The sequence below is a fragment of the Variovorax monticola genome (assembly GCF_051216855.1).
Taxonomy (GTDB): domain Bacteria; phylum Pseudomonadota; class Gammaproteobacteria; order Burkholderiales; family Burkholderiaceae_C; genus Variovorax.
The window spans coordinates 211,695-230,926 of the sequence record NZ_JBPJZP010000008.1 but is presented as its reverse complement, the minus strand read 5'-3'; the positions used below and the strand labels follow the sequence as shown (position 1 = coordinate 230,926).

General features: G+C 70.0%; 14 protein-coding genes and 1 tRNA gene. 6 read left to right on the top strand and 9 right to left on the bottom strand.

What is annotated here, in order from left to right; genetic code table 11:
* Nucleotides 1-61 precede the first annotated feature (61 nt).
* The 4 genes from ACSFA5_RS27735 to ACSFA5_RS27720 all read left to right on the top strand — a co-directional run bounded on the left by ACSFA5_RS27735 (nt 62) and on the right by ACSFA5_RS27720 (nt 7,124).
* On the top strand, nt 62-1,990 hold the full coding sequence (locus ACSFA5_RS27735; RefSeq protein ID WP_435447261.1) for an autotransporter assembly complex protein TamA: 1,929 nt from the start codon (nt 62-64) through the stop codon (nt 1,988-1,990).
* An 8-nt stretch (nt 1,991-1,998) separates the two neighbouring features.
* A complete protein-coding gene (locus ACSFA5_RS27730; RefSeq protein ID WP_435447260.1) occupies nt 1,999-6,144 on the top strand; it encodes a translocation/assembly module TamB domain-containing protein in 4,146 nt (1,381 codons plus the stop codon).
* A gap of 101 nt (nt 6,145-6,245) precedes the next feature.
* Nucleotides 6,246-6,320, top strand: a tRNA-Arg gene (locus ACSFA5_RS27725).
* Nucleotides 6,321-6,875: 555 nt separating this feature from the next.
* A complete protein-coding gene (locus tag ACSFA5_RS27720; RefSeq protein ID WP_435447259.1) occupies nt 6,876-7,124 on the top strand; it encodes a hypothetical protein in 249 nt (82 codons plus the stop codon).
* A 153-nt stretch (nt 7,125-7,277) separates the two neighbouring features.
* Here ACSFA5_RS27720 and ACSFA5_RS27715 read toward each other — a convergent pair whose 3' ends face one another.
* Nucleotides 7,278-7,529, bottom strand: a complete 252-nt coding sequence (locus ACSFA5_RS27715; RefSeq protein WP_435447258.1) for a hypothetical protein — start codon at nt 7,527-7,529, stop codon at nt 7,278-7,280.
* A gap of 153 nt (nt 7,530-7,682) precedes the next feature.
* A complete protein-coding gene (locus ACSFA5_RS27710) occupies nt 7,683-8,024 on the bottom strand; it encodes a hypothetical protein (RefSeq protein WP_435447257.1) in 342 nt (113 codons plus the stop codon).
* A gap of 406 nt (nt 8,025-8,430) precedes the next feature.
* On the opposite strand from ACSFA5_RS27710, the gene ACSFA5_RS27705 reads away from it, so the two are divergent.
* Together ACSFA5_RS27705 and ACSFA5_RS27700 are read left to right on the top strand one after the other, a co-directional pair.
* Nucleotides 8,431-9,960 (top strand): hypothetical protein, encoded by a 1,530-nt coding sequence (locus ACSFA5_RS27705; RefSeq protein ID WP_435447256.1) that lies wholly within the window; start codon nt 8,431-8,433, stop codon nt 9,958-9,960.
* Between the two features lie 159 nt (nt 9,961-10,119).
* Nucleotides 10,120-11,793, top strand: a complete 1,674-nt coding sequence (locus tag ACSFA5_RS27700) for a methyl-accepting chemotaxis protein (RefSeq protein ID WP_435447255.1) — start codon at nt 10,120-10,122, stop codon at nt 11,791-11,793.
* A gap of 80 nt (nt 11,794-11,873) precedes the next feature.
* On the opposite strand, the gene ACSFA5_RS27695 is transcribed toward ACSFA5_RS27700, so the two are convergent.
* The 7 genes from ACSFA5_RS27695 to ACSFA5_RS27665 are packed head-to-tail and all read right to left on the bottom strand — an operon-like array spanning nt 11,874 to nt 19,200.
* Nucleotides 11,874-12,575, bottom strand: coding sequence for an EthD domain-containing protein (locus ACSFA5_RS27695; RefSeq protein WP_435447254.1), 702 nt, complete (start codon nt 12,573-12,575; stop codon nt 11,874-11,876).
* The gene (locus tag ACSFA5_RS27690; RefSeq protein ID WP_435447253.1) at nt 12,572-13,756 is read right to left on the bottom strand and encodes an NADH:flavin oxidoreductase/NADH oxidase; all 1,185 of its coding nucleotides are present in this window, start codon (nt 13,754-13,756) and stop codon (nt 12,572-12,574) included. The genes ACSFA5_RS27695 and ACSFA5_RS27690 overlap by 4 nt, the downstream gene beginning before the upstream one ends.
* 27 nt (nt 13,757-13,783) lie before the next feature.
* Nucleotides 13,784-14,695, bottom strand: a complete 912-nt coding sequence (locus tag ACSFA5_RS27685) for a DMT family transporter (protein WP_435447252.1) — start codon at nt 14,693-14,695, stop codon at nt 13,784-13,786.
* 1 nt (nt 14,696) lies between these two features.
* Nucleotides 14,697-15,674, bottom strand: a complete 978-nt coding sequence (locus ACSFA5_RS27680; RefSeq protein WP_435447251.1) for an MBL fold metallo-hydrolase — start codon at nt 15,672-15,674, stop codon at nt 14,697-14,699.
* Nucleotides 15,675-15,711: 37 nt separating this feature from the next.
* The gene (locus ACSFA5_RS27675) at nt 15,712-16,422 is read right to left on the bottom strand and encodes an ABC transporter ATP-binding protein (RefSeq protein ID WP_435447250.1); all 711 of its coding nucleotides are present in this window, start codon (nt 16,420-16,422) and stop codon (nt 15,712-15,714) included.
* Between the two features lie 19 nt (nt 16,423-16,441).
* On the bottom strand, nt 16,442-18,244 hold the full coding sequence (locus ACSFA5_RS27670) for a branched-chain amino acid ABC transporter ATP-binding protein/permease (protein ID WP_435447249.1): 1,803 nt from the start codon (nt 18,242-18,244) through the stop codon (nt 16,442-16,444).
* Between the two features lie 32 nt (nt 18,245-18,276).
* On the bottom strand, nt 18,277-19,200 hold the full coding sequence (locus ACSFA5_RS27665) for a branched-chain amino acid ABC transporter permease (protein ID WP_435436886.1): 924 nt from the start codon (nt 19,198-19,200) through the stop codon (nt 18,277-18,279).
* Nucleotides 19,201-19,232: the final 32 nt, after the last annotated feature.

Sequence of the window (19,232 nt, the reverse complement as noted above, 5' to 3'; positions counted from 1 at the left end):
CGAAGCCGGCGATCTGCCAGGGCCTTCGGGAACGGCCGGTGCTTGCTGTCAGAATCCGCCCATGGTCAGGGCGGTATCCGTTTCTTCGCCGGCGTGGTGGCCGGCTTTGTTTTTTTCAGGCGTCCTGCTTTTGCAAGGCTGCAGCCTGCTGCCGAAAAAAGACAAGGACCCGGCCGAGGGCCAGCCCGTGGCGGGCCTCGTGCGCAGCGATTCGGCCGCCGACGACGAGGGCAAGGACGAAAAGGCCAAGGCGGACAAGCGCGACGCCTTCACCGTCGACGTGCGGGGCCCCGAAGACGTGCGCGACTACCTCAAGCTGCACCTCGAAATCCAGCGCTACCGCGAGCTCGACGACCTGGGCGCCACCGAAATCTCCCGCCTCATGGTGGCCGCGGAGGCCAATGCGCGCGAACTGCTCGGCACCCTGGGCTACTTCACGCCCACGCTGACGCTCGATCTCGTCGAGACGCCGCAAGGCACCAAGGCCCCGCGCGAGATCGTCATCACCGTGGCGCCGGGCGACATCGCCCAGGTGAGCAACGTGCAGATCAGCTATGCCGGCCCCATCGCCGATGACGCGAGCGCCGAGGCGCAGCGCGACGCCATTCGCACCAACTGGGCCCTGCGCGCAGGCCTGCCCTTCACCCAGGGCGCCTGGGACGAGGCCAAGACCACCGCGCTGCGCAGCCTCACGGCCAAGCGTTTCCCCACCGGCAACATCGAGGTCAGCCGCGCCGAGGTCGATGCCGACCGCCACGAGGCGCGCCTGAGCGCCACCTACCAGTCCGGCCCGGCCTACAAGTTCGGCCCGCTGGTGCTGCGCGGCATCCAGCGCTACGACCCCGACGGCGCACGCCGCATCGCGCGCCTGCCCAGCGGCCAGGACTACGACCAGCAGAAGCTGCTCGACGCGCAGCAGCGCCTGGCCAGCAGCGGCTACTACGACTCGGTGTTCCTCACGCTCGACACCGAAAGCGGCAACCCGCTGGCCGCGCCCGTCATCGCGCAGCTGCGCGAAGCGCCGCTGCAGAAGGTGGTGGCCGGCGTGGGCTTCACCACCGACAACGGCCCGCGCCTGTCGCTGGACCACATTCACAACCAGGTGCCGCTGCTGGGCTGGCGCGCCGTCTCGCGGCTGTCGGTCGACAGCGACATCAAGTCGCTGAGCACCGAGCTCAAGGCCATTCCCGATGACCGCGGCTGGCAATGGTTCACCGGCGCCGAGCTCAAGAGCGAGCAGTCGGGCAGCTACGTGGTCGACAGCGGCCGCTTGCGCGGCGGGCGCAGCAAGTCGAGCGACCACATCGACCGCAGCTACTTCCTGCAGTACGACTACGCGCAGAACCGCGGCATCGACGCGCCGCCCTCGGCCTCGGCCGTCACCGCCAACTGGGGCTGGACCGGGCGCTACTTCGACGACAACGCGGCCCCCTCGCGCGGCTACGGCCTGGCGCTGGAAGTGGCCGCGGGCTACACCCTCACCGGCGAGCAGGTGCCGTTCACGCGCACCTACGCGCGCTGGCTCGGTGTGGTGCCGCTGGGCGGGGCCGAAGACAAGGAAAGCCGCGCGCGCCGCAGCCGGCTGCAGCTGCGCGTGGAAGCCGGTGCCGTGTCCGCGAAAGACAGCGCGCAGATTCCCTCCACGCTGATGTTCCTGACCGGCGGCGACACCACCGTGCGCGGCTACAGCTACAAGCAGATCGGCACCGTGCGCGCCGACGGCCAGACCGTGGCGGGCCGCTACCTGGGCGTGGCCAGCGTCGAGTGGCAGCGCCCCTTCGTCTACAACAACAAGCTCACCGCCTGGGAGAGCGTGATGTTCGTCGACGCCGGCGCCGTGGCCGACAAGCCCGGCGAGCTCAAGCCCAAGGTGGGCGTGGGCGTGGGCGCGCGCTGGCGCAGCCCCGTGGGGCCGGTGCAGGCCGACCTGGCCTACGGCGTGGACACGAAGAAGTTCCGCCTGCACTTTCGCCTCGGCTTCACCTTCTGATTTTTCCGATGCAGACAGACGCCGACCCCACGCCGATGCCGACGCCCCCGCCCGTGCCGCCCGCCGTGCGCCGCTCGCGCGCGCGCCGCGCGATGCGCGCCCTGGGCTGGACCGTGGCCGGCTTGCTGCTGTTGGTGATGCTGCTGGCCGCGGGCGCGTGGTGGTACCTGGGCTCCAACACCTCGTTGGCCTTCGCGCTCGCGCAGGCCGCGCAACGGCTGCCGGCCGGCCAGACCCTGGAGAGCCGCGACGTGAGCGGCTCGCTGCGCACCGGCGGCCACATCGGCTGGCTCAAGTACCAGAGCGAGAGCATCGCCGTCGAGGTGAACGACGCCACCATCGGCTGGCAACTGGCCCCGCTGTTCCGGCGCAAGGTGCAGCTCGGCGAAGTGCATGCGAAGCAGGTGCTCATCGAGAAGCGCGGCGCGCCGAGCACCGAGCCCGCGAAGCCGCTCGAACAGATCGTGCTGCCGGTGGAGGTCGAACTGCCCTTTCGCATCGACGAAGTGCGCTGGGCCGGGCCGCCCGTGCTGCAGGCGCTCAACCTGTCGGGCACCTATAGCTACAACAAGGCCTCCGAGCACGCGCTGGAGATCAAGGGCGTGGACATTGCCGACGGCCACTACGGCGCCCGCGTGAAGCTGCAGGGCCCCGCGCCCATGGCCATCGACGCTTCGCTCGACGGCCGCGTGAAGGCGCCGCTGGCCGAGGACCACCACATCGACGTGGTGGCCACAGCCACCGTGAAGGGCACGCTCGCCGGCACCGGCGCGCGGCTGCAGGTGGCGGCCGAACTCAAGCCCGCCGAAGAGAACGCCGACGCGCCGATGGAAGCCACGCTGCAGGCACAGATCGCCCCGTGGCTGCCGCAGCCGGTGATCGACGCCAAGGCCGACCTGCGCAACGTCGATGCATCGAGCCTGTGGCCCGGCGCGCCGCAGACGCAGCTGACCGGCACCGTCGCGCTGCAACCCGACGCCGACACCGGCCCCGCCGCATGGAAGGCCTCGGCCGACATCCGCAACGCCCTGCCCGGCCCGTGGGACGAACAGAAACTGCCCGTCGAACAGGTGCAGGCCAAGGTCGGCTTCGACGGCACCCACTGGACCCTTCCCGAAGCCACCGTGCGCGCGGGCGGCGGGCGCATCGACGCGGCCGGCCAGTGGAGCCCCGCGCCCTTGCCCTGGCAGGCCCAGGCCACCGTGCGCGGCGTGCGGCCCGGCGCGCTGTACACCGAGCTTTCGGGCGCGCCGGTCAGCGGCACGCTCAAGGCCGAACAGAAGGAAAGCACCATCACCTTCGACGCCGCGCTGCGCGCCGAAGGCGGCGCGGGCAGCAAGGCCCTGCCCGGCTTCGCGCTCGACCGCGCGCTGGCCCAGGGCCAGTGGAAAGACCAGGTGCTCGACCTGCGCACGCTGCGCATCGAAGCCCAGCGCGCCAGCATCGACGGCAAGCTGCAGGTGCGCGTGGCCGAGCAGGCCGCCAGCGGCAAGCTCGCCCTGGTGCTGCCCGGCGGCAGCGCGCAGGTGGAAGGCCGCATCGCCCAGACATCGGGCGGCGGCGACATCAAGGCCAGCATCGACGACGCCGACACCATGCAGCGCTGGGTGCAAGGCCTGCCGGGGCTGTCGGGCGTGTTCGCCGGCGCCAGCGCCAAGGGCTCGGCCAGGCTGGACGCCAGCTGGCAAGGCGGCTGGCAGACCATTCAGCGCCGGCTGGAGAACGCCAACGCCCCCGCGCAGCGCGGCATCACCGAACCGAGCCTGAAGGCCGTGCTCGGCGTCCCGCGTCTCGACCTGACGTTGCCTGCGGCCCCCTCTGCAGGCACATCCGCGGGCCCATCTGCCGGCACCGGCGGCACCAGCGGCACGGCCACCAACGTGCAACTGCGCGACCTGCGCGCCGACCTTTCCGGCAGCCTGGCGCAGGCCACGCTCACCCTGAAGGGCGAAGCCGCCACCGGCACGCAGAAGATCAACATCGACACCCGCGCCAGCGGCGGCATTTCGGGCCCCGGCCAATGGCGTGCCGCGCTGGCCAGCCTGAAGCTGCAGGCACAAGACAGCGCCCGCCCCGGCGACCCGTGGGTGGTGGAACTGAGCCGCGAAGTGACGGCCACCATCCGCAGCACCAGCGGCAACGCGCCCCGCCTGGACGTGGAGGCCTCCGCCGCCGCGGCCACGCTGCGCGGCCCCGTGCCCGGCACCGTGCGCATCGACTGGCAGCCGCTGCGCTTCAGCCAGAGCGGCGCGGCGCCCAACCGCGTGTTCCGCCTGCAGTCGAAGGGCGAACTCAAGGGCCTGCCCATGGCCTGGGCCGGCGCGCTGGGCGCCAACACCACGCTGGGCGAATACGGCATCAGCGGCGACCTGATGTTCGACGGCGACTGGGACATCGACGCCGCCGACGCCCTGCGCGCCAAGGTGCGCATCGCGCGCCAGAGCGGCGACATCCGTGTGCAGGCCGGCGAGGCCGCGCTGGTGACGCACATCGTCAGCACCGGCACGGGCACCGCCAGCGAACGCACCATGAACGCGGCCACCGCCAATGGCGAGGCGCCCAGCACCCCGGCCGGCCTGCGCCAGGCCGAGCTGCGGCTCGACGCCGAGGGCGACGCCGTGCGCGCCACCCTCGCCTGGGACAGCGAGCGCGCCGGCAAGATCAACGCCGACATCAACACCCGCGTGCAGCAGCGCGCGGGCGGCTGGCAGTGGGCGCCCGACGCACCGCTGGGCGGCACCATCAAGGCCGCGCTGCCCAACCTGGGCGTGTGGTCGATGCTGGCGCCGCCGGGCTGGCGCATAGCCGGCACGCTGGACGCCAGCGCCACCCTGTCGGGCAACCGCGCCGTGCCGCGCTGGAACGGCACGCTGGGCGCCGACAAGCTCGCGCTGCGCGCACCGGTCGAAGGGCTGGACCTGCGCGACGGCCGGCTGCGCGCCACGCTGAACGGCGACAGCGTGCAGATCACCGAATTCACCCTGAAGGGCGGCGCCGGCAGTTCCGCGCGCATCGCCGGCCAAAGCGGCAACCGCAGCACCGCGGCCAGCGAGGCCCGCGCCGACGGCGGCACCCTCTCGGCCAGCGGTAGCATGAACTGGGGCCCCGCCAGCGGCACCGCGTCGGGCATTCGCATGGCCCTGCAAGGCCAGTTGCGCGCGCTGCGCGTGCTGGTGCGCACCGACAGGCAGGTCACGCTCTCGGGCGACCTGCAGGCCAGGCTGGACAACGGCCAGTTCAGCGTGCGCGGCAAGCTGCGCACCGACCGCGCCGTCATCATCCTGCCCGACGAGACCGCGCCCAGCCTGGGCAGCGACGTGGTCGTGCGTTCCGCCGCCAAGGACCGCGAGGCCGCCGAGGCGGCAAAGCGCGAAGCCGCCCGCGCCGACGCACAGGCGGCCCAGGACGCCAAGGCACCGACCGCGCAGACCCTGAAGCCGCCGGACATCGTCGTCAACTTCGACCTGGGCGACGACTTCGCGGTGCAGGGCCGCGGCATCACCACGCGGCTGGAAGGCGACCTGGAAATCCGCAGCACCAAGCTCAATGCCCCGCCGCGCATCACCGGCGAGGTGAAGACCGTGAAGGGCCAGTACCGTGCCTACGGCCAGCAGCTCGACGTGGAGACCGGCGTGGCGCGCTTCAACGGGCCGTTCGACAACCCGGCGCTCGACATCCTGGCGATTCGCCCGAACCTGTCGCAGCGCGCGGGCGTGCAGATCACGGGCAGTGCGCAGTCGCCGCGCGTGAAGCTGTATTCGGAGCCCGCGCTGTCGGACGCCGAAACGCTGTCATGGGTGATCCTGGGCCGCGCGTCGGCCACCAGCGGCGGCGAGTCGGCGCTGCTGCAGCAGGCCGCGCTGTCGCTCATCGGCAAGATCGGCGGCAGTGGCAGCGGCGGCAGCCTGGCCAGCCGCTTCGGGCTGGACGAACTCGGCTTCAAGGGCCCGGGCAGCGGCGGCGACCTGAAAGAGTCCGCCGTGACGCTGGGCAAGCGGCTGTCGAAGGATTTCTACCTGACCTACGAACGCAGCCTGGGCGGTGCCTTCGGCACGATCTTCATCTTCTACGACCTGACGACGCGGCTCACGCTGCGGGGGCAGGCGGGGCAGACGAGCGGCGTGGACTTGATCTACACGGTCAAGTACGACTGAAGCGCGGGGAAGACAGCCTCAAGCTGGTAAAGTGCGGGCCGCTGTCTGCCCCAATACGTCTTCGTCCATGGGGCAACGCCTGCCACCGCAGGCCACACACCGCGTCCATAGTTCAACGGATAGAACGGGCCCCTCCTAAGGGCCAGATGGGGGTTCGATTCCCTCTGGACGCACCAGGAACAAACGCTCCCGCGGGAGCCTTCACGCTGCCCAGCCGCCGTCTCGCCTGGCTGCTGTTTCAGCAAAGTGTTTCACGAGCGCGTCACGCCACCCTTGCCGCCTGAGCAGGGATAGTTCGCCGCTGCGGCAGGACAAGCGCCAGGCGCATGGCGAATTCTTTCTCGCGGCGAGTTGCCGGAAACACAAACCCTGCGGCCGCAGCATGCGCAACAACGGCCTCGTTCCGTCTACAAAAGTCAGGCTTTGTGACCCCGCCCGATCACGCGGCACTTACCCGCGCATTTCGAGAACTACTGGGCATTTCCATTTTCCGCATCGCGCCGTTCGTCTCTACAGTGAATGCCCTCATCACCCGAAGCCTCACTACGAGGGCAAGGAGCGCATCACCCTCGAGAGCACATCAACGAACGAACCGCCTGCCTCGCAGCGCGTCGTCGATTGCCCACCGGCAAAGACGCAAATGCGAGGTATCAAAAGGCGACGGCCGGGGTGATACGAACACCCCAGCCGTCTAACCAGTGAAGTGCCCAAACCTCTAACGGAAGCACCCCATGGCTACCCCAAATATAGCCCGCCCCTCCACGCCCGTACCTCCCGCCGCAGACCCCCCCGACCCCTGGACCGCGCTCGAGGAAAAGAGCACCCAGCTCCATTCGCTGCTGTGCTACTGCCACGGCAACGGCACGCCGGGCGGAGAAGACGCGGGCCCCGTGCACCGCGACAACGTGTTCTGGCTGGCGTCCGAACTCGCGAAGGAAGTGGTGGACCTGATTCAGGTCTGCATGCCGCGACAGCGGTAGGTGCCCCGGCAGCCTTCACGCGCCTTGGTTCATGGCCCTGAAGGCTCTCCCCGTCCCGTCTCGAAAAACGAGGGGTCGGGGAGTTTCAGAACCCGAAGTTCATCGACCGCAAAAGGCTCGCACAAGGCCGCAGAGGCCCGCAGAGCCCCGCATTCAAGCCCGCTGCCGCCACGGCTTGTGTGCCCCGTTTTCAGACCGCACACTCACGAACTGGCTGGCCCGCAGCTTCACGCGCGCCACGGCGGCGTCGAGCGAGGGCTGCGCCATGATCACCAGCTCCCCGTGCCGAAAACCATTCAGCGCGATCTCGGCCACGCCGGCATAGCCGCCGCTGGCGCCCTGCTTGAAGTGGAACGAACAAGACCAGCCGCCCTGCAGGTCGACGGAAATGGGGGGTGAAGTCAAAACGTGGGAAAGGCTCGGGGACCGCCCGCCGCAAGGGGCGTGGGCGAGCCCATGGGTTGATTTTTTTCTCGGCCCAGTGTCGCTGCGGCACATGCAGCGTCAATCCCATGAACGGGCTATTCGCGGAGGCGGCCGCCCCCGCGGCGCCGAGCCCTAGTCGATGGCTGCCGCCGTCTCGCGCGCCCCGAGCCGGAACACAAAACGCTGCTCCCGCGGCTTGCTCAGCTGGGGCCTGGCGACGCGGTCCGCGTGTTCGTGCGCGTAGAGCCATCGCTTGGCCGACTCCAGCTGTTCGTCGCTCATAGGGCCCGGGCCATCGGCGGCCTCGGCCATGGCGGCCCTGAACGACGAGATCAGGTCGAGCGCGTTGTCGAACTGCTCTTCGAGCAGCGACAGGTAGACCTGGGCGGCAACCATGTAGTCGCGCACGGTGGCGGCCTCGCCCTCCACCAGAACAAAAAAAATCCGTCCCGCGGACGTGATCGCAGCTCTCATGTTTTTCGGATCGTTGAAATTTGCGCTTGCTTTTCAATGGCTTCGACCCGCCTGGGCTGGCCTTGCGCGGTCACGCCGTGCCGCACTGCTTCCCGGCATGTCGCACGCCTCTTGCAAAACTACGTGCGGGCCGGGGAAATGGATGTGATGGTTTGAAGAAATTTATCAAACTCGGGTCGCCACCCACATCGCTCGGCTGTGGCCGTCGGCTGCTTCGCCCTCCCCTGTTCCAGCGATGTCCCGACAGCGCCAAAGCCGCTCCAATCGGCCCGCACACGCTGTGGTGCCAACCCACGCGGTTCCCTGCTTCGCCTTTTCCTCATTCACGGAGACGGCATCGTTCGCGCTCGCCGCTTCGGCGCGCCGCGATGGAGCCGCCGTCGAAAAATCAACGAGGAGATGGATCATGGACCGAAGACGATTTGCGCTCACGGCAGTGGGCGTGGCGGTAGTGAGCGGCTGCGGAGGTAGCGGGGGCGGCGGCGCCGGGGGCGTGTTTTTTCCGCCGATCGACGCAGCCCCGCCGCCACCCGGTGCCCTTCCTGCGGCACCTGCGGCACCTTCCGCGCCGGCGCCCGACGCACCCGTGCCCAACCCGCCCGCAGTGAACCCGCCCGTGCCCGCGCCACCGGCGCCGCCCGCCGGCCCCGAGCTGGCAACGCCCACATCGCTGCCCGCCTCGACGACCTTTGCGCAGTGCATCGCCAACCGCGACAACGACCGCAGCGTCGGTCCCGGGCAGGCCAACTTCTGGGACCTGAACCCCTACTTCGGCATCCAGTCGGGCTCGAACGACCAGTTCGCAGGCGCCCTGTCGCTGAGCGTGAAGGTGGGCAGCCGCTCCGCAGGTTTCAACGGTGACCAGACCTTCGCCGAGCTGACGGCGCTGGGCCCGGAGATGACCGCAGCCGACGGCCTGAAGGTGGTGTCGATCACCACGGACCCGCCGTTCATGGCGAACGACGACACGGCGTTCCTGCACGCCGTGCCGGACGCGCGCCTGCAGCAGACCATCGACCTGAGACTGGCCACGGGCCGGGTGAACGCCAGCTGGAGCGGCATGTACGGCAGCACGCTGCTGCGCAACTTCAACGACGAGGACACTTTCATGCAGGTGGTCTTGCGCGACACAGGCGGCACCCTGCTCAGCACGCTCTACAGGGTCGACAGCAACGGCCCGGTGGGCACCTGGGGCTTCGCCTGGATCACGGCCTACACGGGCCGGGTGATCGTGCTGTCGTTCGAGCAATCGGGCCGCGGCATCGGCACCAGCATCGACGACGTGACCGTGAGCGACTCCGCGCCGCGCGCCAGGGAGTTCATCGTCAACGGCGACTTCAGCGCGGGCCTTGCGGGCTGGACGGTGTCGCAGGCCAGGGTCGCGCAGAACATCCGCTCGGGCATGCGCACGTTGCGCGGGCTGGAGGTTCAGCGCACGTTCTACGCGCAGCCCAACCTGCTGTGGGCGCGGCTGACGGACACGTTCCACAACCCCGGCGCATCGTCCGTCACGGCGGTGGCGACGTACACCAGCTTCCTGGGCTCGTACGGCGCGGGCGTCATCTACCCGACGCCGGGCGCGCCGCAGAAGGGGCTGACGGTGTGGGACGGCATGGGCGGGGGCCGCGACGCAGGCTTTGTCTTCGGCTCGGCGGACGCGGTCGACTTCACGTCCGCGTCGGCACTCAACACCTCGGACGGCAGCAACAGGGTCGACATGCGGTTCAACATCACGGTGCCGGCCGGCGGCACGGTCACGCTGGCCAACTTCGTGATCCTGACGGGAGCGAACACGTGGATCGGCGCCACCGACACCACGGCCCGCGCCACCGACGTGGACACACAGGCCGCAGCCATCGCGGCCAGTTTTCGCACCGACGTCGTGTACCAGCGCGGGCTGACGCAGGTGCAGCTGGACACCTTGCAGAACTTCTGAGAGCAAGGTGGCGCCGCGGCGCCGCAGCGGGGCGGTGAACGCAACCCAACGCACGGGGCCGAAGCAGTCAATGCCCGGTCACACGGCGCCGCTGTAATGCGTGGCGGGAAACCTCCCTGCTTCATCACTGCCCCCGGTCAACGCCGCGGGGTCCTGCCCGTGACCATCGACACCCGCACTCCCCGCCCCCGCCCCCGCAACACGCTCGGCCGCCGCCTGCTGGGCACATTCGGCGTGGTGCTGCTGCTGACCCTGGCGGGTTCGGGCATCGGCATCTGGTCGCTGGCCAAGGTGGACGAGGCCACGCGCGTGGCCATTCAGGAGCACGGCGTGTCCGAGCGGCTGGTGGTCGACGCCTACCGGCTGCAGGCCATCAACGCCGAGCGCTACAAGGCCATGGCGCTGAGCTCCGAGCCCGAGGTGGGCGAGATTCTCTCGGCCGACATCCAGGCGACGGCGCAGAAGTACGACGCGCTGCTGCAGCAGGTGGGCCAGCGCCTGCAGACCGACGCCGACCGCGCACTGCTCGCGCAGGCCGACGCCGCGGCCAAGGACTTTGCGGCGGCCGTGAAAGAACTGGTGGCCGCGCGCGACTCGGGCCTGACCGAGCGCATCCGCAACGTGTATGCGCAGCGCTTCCAGCCCAGCTCGGCCGCGCTGCTGGCCGCGGTGGCCGGCCTGGCGCAGGCCCAGCGCGAGGCCATCGACGCGGCCGGCGCGCACATCGCCGAACTGAGCGCCTCGGCGCGGCTGGCGCTGGTGCTGTTCAGCGCCGCCGCCCTGCTGCTGGGCGCGGCGCTGGCCCAGTGGCTGGTGCGCAGCATCAGCCGGCCCATTCGCGCCGCCAACGAAACCGCCGAACGCGTGGCCAGCCTCGACCTGCGCCAGAACATCGAGGGCCACACGCGCGACGAGGCCGGCCAGATGCTGCTGGCGCTGGGCGCGATGCAAGGCGCGCTGCGCGAGCTGGTGCTGCGCGTGCGCGAGTCGGTGCACAACGTGCGCATGGCCGCCGGCGAAATGGCGCAGGGCAACGCAGACCTGTCGGTGCGCACCGAAGACGCCGCCACCAGCCTGCAGCAGACGGCCGCGGCACTGGAGCAGGTGATGCGCAACGTGCAGCACTCGAGCGAGGCCGCCCACCGCGCCGAACAGCTGGCCGCCACGGCGGCCGCGGTGGCGGCGCAGGGCGGCGAGGTGGTGTCGCAGGTGGTGAGCACCATGCAGGACATTCACCGCGCATCGCACGAGGTGGCGGACATCACGGGCGTGATCGACGGCATCGCGTTCCAGACGAACATCCTGGCGCTCAACGCCGCGGTCGAGGCGGCGCGCGCGGGCGACGCGGGGCGCGGCTTCGCGGTGGTGGCGTCGGAGGTGCGGATGCTGGCCACGCGCTCGGCGGCGGCGGCGCGCGAGATCAAGGCCCTGATCGACAACTCGGTGCAGCGCATCGAGGCCGGCACGGTGCTGGCCGACAGCGCGGGCCGGACCATGGGCCGCATCGTGGCGTCGATCGGCCAAGTCGCGGACACGGTGGGCGCCATCACGGCGGCCACGCAGTCGCAGATGCAGGACATCGGGCAGATCAACACCGCCGTCACCCGGCTGGACCAGATGACGCAGCAGAACTCGGCCATGGTCGAGGAATCGGCCGCCGCGTCGCAAGGGCTGCGCGAGCAGGCGCGCAACCTGGACACGCTCATCAGCCAGTTCGTGCTGCCCGACGATGCGGGCGCGCAGGCCGAGCGGGTGCCCCAACGCCACGGCCCCGGCACGGGCCCGCAGGCTCGCGCGGTGCGCCTGCGGCAAACCCCCTGGTTGCCGGCCTGAAGAGGCCCACGGACTGCCCAGAGAGAAGACTCGGGCCTTGCGCGCCTCGGTGTTGTCGAGCCCCGACGGCAGGGGCGTCGCTACACCACGCGGTGCTCGTCCACCACGAAGGCCGTGATCTCCGCCAGGAAGGTGCGCGCATGCGCCATGGTCACCTGCCCCGGCAGCGAGGCGAACGCGGCGTTCAGCGTGTCGGTGTTCTCGAACCACAGCTCGACGATGCCGTCGATCGGCAGCTCGGCGTGGCCGCAGGGCGTGCCCTTGTCGAACTCGCGCGCGGTCACCACGTTCTGCCGGTAGCCGCTCACGCCGGGCATGCGGCGCACATGGTCGGCATGCACCTTCCATTCGCGGCGAAAGTCTTCTTCGGTTTGCGCGACCGGGCGGCGCAGCAGCGAGATGCGCTTGAGCAGGCCTTCGGGCTTCGGCGGCAGCGCGATGACTTCGGTCTGCGCGACGCTCACGATGTGCAGGCCGCCCAGAAAATGCGCTTCATCGGCGCGGATGGCCGCGGCAAGCTCGCCGTGGTCGAAAGCGTCGCCGGCCTGGGCTGCCGCATCGAAGCGCAGCTGCGAGAAGCCGTCGAAGTCCCAAGGCCCGCGCGCAAAGTCGATGCCGCGCTGCAGGCGGTCGACCACCAGGTTCTGCCGGTAGGCGCGCAACGTGGGCAGTCGCGCGACCAGCGGGCCGTGGCTGTCGCGCCAGTGCTTGCGAAAGGCCTCCCCGGTCCACGCGGGTTTCTTGCGGATCAGGCCCATGCGCAGGGTCGTCGGTTCGGTCATTCGCCTGTCTCCTTGTTGCGCAGTGCCTCGGTCTCGGCCTCGGCGCGTGCGCGTGCCAGGCCCGGCGCGCGCTTGGCCAGCCATACGCCGTGGCGCACGGGCCAGCGCTCGAAGCCGGGGTCGGCGCCGAGCGCGGCGGCCGCGTGGTGCGCCCAGTAGGGGTCGAACAGCGCCTCGCGGCCCAGCGCGATCAGGTCGGCCTGCCCTGCCGCCAGCACGGCCTCGGCCTGTTGCGCATCGACGATCATTCCGACCGCCTGCGTGGGCACCTGCGCCTCGCGCCGGATGCGCTCCGAAAACGGCACCTGAAAGCCCAGCCCGCGCGGCACGGGCAAGGCGCGTGTCTCTTCGGTGAGGCCGCCCGACGAACAGTCGATCACGTCCACGCCGCAGCGCTGGAGTTCGCGCGCCAGCACCACCGAGTCGTCGAGGTTCCAGCCGTCGGGCGTGCCGTCGACCGCCGACAGCCGGCAGAACAGCGGCTTGCCCGCGGGCCAGGCTGCACGCACGCGCCGCGCGATCTGCAGCGCGAGCCGCATGCGGTTCTCGCGGCTGCCGCCGTGCGCATCGTCGCGGTGGTTGGCGTTGGGCGACAAAAAGCTGGCAACCAGGTAGCCGTGGCCGAAGTGCAGCTCGACCACGTCGAAGCCCGCCTGGTCCGCGCGCACCGTCGCATCGACGAAGTGCTGCACGACCGCGTCGATGCCCTCGGCGTCGAGCGCGCGCGGCGCCGACCAGCCGGGGCCGGCCGCCAGCGCGCTCGGGCCCAGGCGCTCCCACGGCTCTTCGTCGGCGGCCATGCGCGCATCGCCCAAGGCCGCCCCGCCCTCCCACAGCGGCTCACTGCCCGACTTGCGCCCCGCGTGCGCAAGCTGCACGCCGATGGCGCCGCCCTGCGCATGCACGAAATCGACCACGGCTTTCAGCGGCGCGATCTGGCTGTCTTTCCACAGCCCGAGGTCGGCCGTGCCGATGCGCCCGCGCGGATCGACGGCGGTGCTCTCGGTGAGGATGAGCCCCGCGCCGCCCAGCGCGAACTTGCCCAGGTGCACCATGTGCCACGGCGTGGCGTGGCCGCGCTCGGCGGCGTGCTGGCACATCGGCGAAATGACGACGCGGTTGGCGAGCGTGAGCGCGCGCAGTTGCAGGGGCCGGAACAGCAGGGGAAGGGAGTCGGACATCTTCGAAGCCATCAGGATCAGGTCGGATCAAGGATTGGGCCGGGTGCCGAGCCAAGTGCCCGTCATCACCGCGGCAAAGCCGAACAGGTGCCACCACGTCAGCGTTTCGCCGAGCAGCAATGCCGCGAAGCCCACGCCGAACACCGGCACCCAGTAAAGAAACACGGCGGTGCGCGCCACGCCGATGACGGAGATGGCGCGGTTCCAGATCAGGTTGCCCGCCGCGGTGGCGGCAATGCCCGAAAACAGCACCAGCGCCCACGGCCATGCGCCGGGAAACAGCTGCGCGGTGCCCAGCCGCGACGGCCCGAGCAGGGCGTGCACCACCAGCATGAGCGTGCCGATCACGTAGATGAACCAGCTGATCGACAGCGGATCGACCTGCCGCGCCAGCCGCTGCACGCCGACGCCGCCGACCGCGAAGCTCGCGACCGACAGCGCAAGCATCAGGTCGCCGACACCCGCGCTCGACAGGCCCGCGCCGGGGTGGCTCAGCACCACCGCGACCACACCCGCGAAGCCCAGCGCCACGCCCAGCATGCGGCGCGGCGTGAAGCGCTCGCCGAACACCAGCGCGGCCATCAGCGCCGACACCAGCGGGCTCAGCGCCATGATGAGCGCGCCGTTGGTGGCGGTGGAGCGCTGCAGCCCCTGCGCGAACAGGATCTGGTTGACGTACACCATCAGGAACGCGCAACCCGTGAGCGCCGCGAACTGCCGCGCGCCGATCGCGGGCAGGCCGCCGCGCCGCCACAGCACGACGGCGCTGAGCGCCACGCAGGCCACCGCCATGCGCAGCGCGGCGAGCGTCAGCGGCTCGAAGGACGCGGTGAGCGCCTTCACGGCCGACACGTTCACGCCCCACAGCACCATCGCCAGCAGCATCCAGCCCTGCACCGCGGCGGGCGTGGCGCCCGATGCGGGCGCAGGGCGGTTCACCTCAGCTTTCGAGGGCGTTCCACATCTCGATGTCGCGCTCCGCCGTCCAGATGCGCGGGTTCACATGGCCGGTGGCCTCGTCGTAGGCACGGGTCACGTCGAAGGGCATGCAGTGGTCGAAGATGACCCAGTGGCCATACGTGGGGCGCAGCGCGGCCACGGTTTCCTTGTAGATCACGTTCAGCGTCTTGCCTTGGGCCACGCCGTTGTTGACCAGCGTGTACACGTCGGAGATGAAGGCGCGTGTCGATGCAATGGCCTTGCGCACGTCGCTCGCGTTCTCCAGCGCGGCGCCGCGGCCGGGCACCAGCTTCTCGAAGCCGAAGCCCGCGAGACGGTCCAGCGTGGTGGGCCAGTCGCGGAAGTAGCAGTCGCCCGCGTACGCCGTGCTCTGGTATTCGACGAGGTCGCCCGCGAAGCAGATCTTCTGGTCTTCGAGGTAGGCGATGGTGTCGCCCTTGGTGTGGCCGCGGCCCACCTGCGCGATCTTCACTTCGAGCTTCTTGCCCAGCCACACGCTCAGGGTGCCGTCGAAGGTCATGGTGGGCCAGGTGAGGCCGGCGGGCACCGACTCGACGTTGCGGAACAGGCGCGGGAAGCGGCCGATTTCGCTGGCCTTGTCCTGCTCGCCGCGCTCCACGATCAGGTCGTAGGTGTCGCGGCTGGCAATGATCTGCTCGGCGCCTTCCTTGAAGTACGCCGACGCGCCCAGCACGCGCACCGCGTGGTAATGGCTCAGCAGCACGTACTTGATGGGCAGCGGCGTGACTTCGCGGATGCGGCGGATCACGTCCTGCGCCATGGCGGGCGTGGCCTGCGTGTCGACCACCATCACGGCCTCGTCGCCGATGAAGATGCCGGTGTTGGGGTCGCCTTCGGCCGTGTAGGCGTAGGCGTTTTCGGAAAGGCGGGTGAAGGAGACCTTCTTTTCTTCGAGGTCGGCCTGGCTGGCGAATTTCTTGGTGGCGGGTGCGGTCATGTGCGTGTCCTTTGAAAGTTGAATGGCAGGCGATGGGTCAGTGCGTGCCGAGGTACGCGGCCTTCACCTTGGGGTTGTCGAGCAGCTCGCGGCCGGAGCCTTCGAGCGTGATGCGGCCGGTTTCGAGCACGTAGGCGCGGTCGGCCACGCCCAGCGCCTGCTTGGCCATCTGCTCCACCAGCAGGATGGTGAGGCCCGAGCTGCGCAGCTGGCGGATGGCGTCGAAGATGTCCTTGATGATGAGCGGCGCCAGGCCCAGCGAGGGTTCGTCCAGCAGCAGCAGGCGCGGCTCGCTCATGAGCGCGCGGGCAATGGCCAGCATCTGCTGCTCGCCGCCCGACAGCGTGCCCGAGGGCTGGTGCTGGCGCTCCTTCAGGCGCGGAAAGCGCGCGAACTCGCGCTCGATGGCGCGGTCGACAAAGGCCTTGTCGCCGCGGCGCGAGTAGGCGCCGAGCATGAGGTTCTCGCGCACCGTCTGGTCGGGAAACACGCCCCGGCCTTCGGGCGACAGCGCCACGCCCAGGCCCACGCGCTGGTGCGCGGGCACGCGGGTGCAGTCGTTGCCGTCGATGAGCACGCGGCCTTCGGCCACGGGCTCCAGGCCGACGATGCTTTTCAGCAGCGTGCTCTTGCCGGCGCCGTTGGCGCCGATGATGGTGACGACCTCGCCCGCGCGCACTTCCAGGCTCACGCCCTTGACGGCCTCGATGGCGCCGTAGGAGACCTTCACCGATTCGATTTTCAACATGATGGTTTCGGTCCTTCGCTCAGGCGGGCACGGCGTGTGGGGCTTGCGGCGTTTGCGCCTGCGGCTCTTCGTCGTCGACACCCAGGTAGGCCTCGACCACGCGCGGGTTCGACTGCACTTCGGCGGGCTTGCCCTCGGCGATCTTGATGCCGTAGTCGAGCACGATCACGTGGTCCGATATCGACATCACCAGGTCCATGTGGTGCTCCACCATCAGGATCGACACGCCGCACTTGCCCACGCGCAGCAGCAGCACGCCCAGCTCGGCGGTTTCCTGCGGGTTCAGGCCGGCGGCCGGTTCGTCCAGCAGCAGCAGCTGCGGCTCGGTGGCCAGCGCGCGCGCCAGTTCCACGCGGCGCTGCAGGCCGTAGGGCAGGCTGCCGGCGGGCCAGTGCGCCAGGTGGCCGAGGTCGACCAGGTCGAGCAATTGCAATGCGCGCTCGCGCGTGGCGCGCTCCTGCCTGCCCGCCGTGGGCCATGCCAGCAGCGACGAGAGAAAGCCGTTGCTCATGCGGCTGTGCCGGCCCAGCATCACGTTGTCGAGCACCGACAGGTCGGCGAACAGCCGCAGGTTCTGGAAGGTGCGGCCCATGCCCATGCAGCAGATGGTGTGCGCAGGGCGGCCCACGATGTCCTGGCCCAGGAAACGGATGGAGCCCGCGTCGGGCGCAATCACGCCGGTGAGCATGTTGATCATGGTGCTCTTGCCCGCACCGTTGGGCCCGATGAGCGCATGGATGTGGCCGCGCTGCAGGCGGAACGACACGTCCTGCGCGGGCTTCACGCCGCCGTACGACTTGGTCACGCCCTGCACCACCAGCAGCTCGCCTTCGCCGCCGGGGCCGATCTGCCCGGGCACGCCGTGCGCGCCCGCGTCCTCGCCGCGGTGGCGCGAGCGCATGAACCACTTGTCGAACAGGCCCACCACGCCGCCCGGCATGACGTACAGCGCGAACAGCAGCAAGAAGCCGTAGAGAAAGTGCTGCGCCGACGGCCAGCGCGCCAGCAGCGCGTCGGTCAGCGTGAGCAGCACCGCGCCCACCAGCGGCCCGTACATCGAGCCCGCGCCGCCGAACAGCACCAGCAGCAGGATGAAGATCGACAGGTGGAAGGTGATGAAGTCGGAGTTGATGTACTGGTTCTGCTGCGCCACCAGCGCCCCCGCGATGCCGCAGGTGACGGCCGCGACCACGAAGGCCATGACCTTGGCGCGGTACACGCGCACGCCCACCGACGAAGACGCGATCTCGTCCGCCTGCAGCGACAGCAGCGCGCGCCCGAAGCGCCCGCCCAGCAGGTTGCGCAGCAGCAGGTGCAGGGCCGCGCACAGCACGATGCCCAGGATGACCCACTGCGTGGTGTCCAGCGGCGCGCCCTTCCAGGTGAGCGGGCGAATGCCGTAGATGCCCTGTGCGCCGCCGAACACGTCGGTCCATTCGCCCACGAGCTTTTCCACCACGATGCCGAAAGCCAGCGTGACCATGGCCAGGTACGGGCCCTTCACGCGCAGCGACGGCAGCGCGATGAGCACGCCGCACACGCCCGAGATGACGGCGGCCAGCGCGAGCGCGAGCCACGGGTTCATGTCGGTGCGCGAGGTCAGCAGCGCCACGCCGTAGGCGCCCGCCGCGAAGAGGCCCGCCTGCCCGAGCGACTTCTGCCCCGCGTAGCCGACCAGCACGTTCATGCCGGCGGCGCACAGGTAGTAGACGCACATCATGAAGGCGATGCGCAGGTAGTAGTCGTTGCCGAGCAGCGAGGCGCCGCCGCACAGGGCGGCGGCCACCAGCACCACGCCGGCGGGGTGGGCGAAGCGATTCATGCCTGTCGGGCCCGTGGTTCCCGTCGTGCCGCTCATACCTTCTCCACCGTCGAGCGGCCGAACAGGCCCGTGGGCCTGAAGGCCAGCACCAGGATGACCAGCGCGAACACCGCCACCTCGCGCCACTGCGCCTGCCACAGGTTGACCATCGACTCCAGCACGCCGAGCAGGAAGCCGCCGATGACGCAGCCGCGCGGATTGCTCAAGCCCCCGATCATCGCGCCGGAGAAGCCCTTGAGCCCCACGGTCAGCCCCATGAAGAGCGAGGCCTGCGCAATGGGCGCCAGCAGAAAGCCCGACAGCCCCGCCAGCGCCGAGCTGACGACGAAGGCGCCGATCATCATGGCGTTGGTGTTGATGCCCATCAGGCTGGCGACGTTGCCGTTCTGCGCGACCGCGCGCATGGCCTTGCCGACCATGGTGCGGTTCATGACGCGGTCGAAGCCGAACATCACGACCACCGCCACGCCCAGCGTGAGCAGCTCCTGCGGGCGCACGCCCACGCCGAACATGCGGATCACGGCGTCGCCCACGGGCGCGGGCACCACCACGGGCTTGGGGCCCCAGATGGCCAGGCCCACGCTCTGCAGGATCACGCCGAAGCCCAGCGTGCTCATGACCCAGGCCATGCCGGGGCGGCCCGCGAAGGGGCGCACGCCCAGCACATAGAGCAGCCAGCCCAGAAAGCCCATCACGCCCAGCGCCGCCACCAGCGCGAACAGCTGTGCGCCCGCGCCGGGCACGGCGTCGCCGAAGGTGGTGGAGTCGAAGGGCTTGCCCAGCACCAGGAACAGTGCGCTCATGCCGATGAACGCGCCGGCCGAGACGAACTCGCCGTGCGAAAAGTTCAGCGTCTTGGTCGTCGTGAACGTGATGCTGAAACCCAGCGCCACCAGCGCATAGGCACCGCCGACGGCGAGCCCGCTGATGAGCGCCTGCAGGAGCGCTACAACCATGGTGTGTGTCTCTTCTCGAATCTTCTTGGGGC

What these genes read in the sequence shown, in the direction of transcription:
- ACSFA5_RS27735 (WP_435447261.1), top strand. Translation starts at nt 62, where the DNA reads ATGGTCAGGGCGGTATCCGTTTCTTCGCCGGCGTGGTGGCCGGCTTTG.
- ACSFA5_RS27730 (WP_435447260.1), top strand. Translation starts at nt 1,999, where the DNA reads ATGCAGACAGACGCCGACCCCACGCCGATGCCGACGCCCCCGCCCGTG.
- ACSFA5_RS27720 (WP_435447259.1), top strand. Translation starts at nt 6,876, where the DNA reads ATGGCTACCCCAAATATAGCCCGCCCCTCCACGCCCGTACCTCCCGCC.
- ACSFA5_RS27710 (WP_435447257.1), bottom strand. Translation starts at nt 8,024, where the DNA reads ATGAGAGCTGCGATCACGTCCGCGGGACGGATTTTTTTTGTTCTGGTG.
- ACSFA5_RS27705 (WP_435447256.1), top strand. Translation starts at nt 8,431, where the DNA reads ATGGACCGAAGACGATTTGCGCTCACGGCAGTGGGCGTGGCGGTAGTG.
- ACSFA5_RS27695 (WP_435447254.1), bottom strand. Translation starts at nt 12,575, where the DNA reads ATGACCGAACCGACGACCCTGCGCATGGGCCTGATCCGCAAGAAACCC.
- ACSFA5_RS27690 (WP_435447253.1), bottom strand. Translation starts at nt 13,756, where the DNA reads ATGTCCGACTCCCTTCCCCTGCTGTTCCGGCCCCTGCAACTGCGCGCG.
- ACSFA5_RS27680 (WP_435447251.1), bottom strand. Translation starts at nt 15,674, where the DNA reads ATGACCGCACCCGCCACCAAGAAATTCGCCAGCCAGGCCGACCTCGAA.
- ACSFA5_RS27675 (WP_435447250.1), bottom strand. Translation starts at nt 16,422, where the DNA reads ATGTTGAAAATCGAATCGGTGAAGGTCTCCTACGGCGCCATCGAGGCC.
- ACSFA5_RS27670 (WP_435447249.1), bottom strand. Translation starts at nt 18,244, where the DNA reads ATGAATCGCTTCGCCCACCCCGCCGGCGTGGTGCTGGTGGCCGCCGCC.
- ACSFA5_RS27665 (WP_435436886.1), bottom strand. Translation starts at nt 19,200, where the DNA reads ATGGTTGTAGCGCTCCTGCAGGCGCTCATCAGCGGGCTCGCCGTCGGC.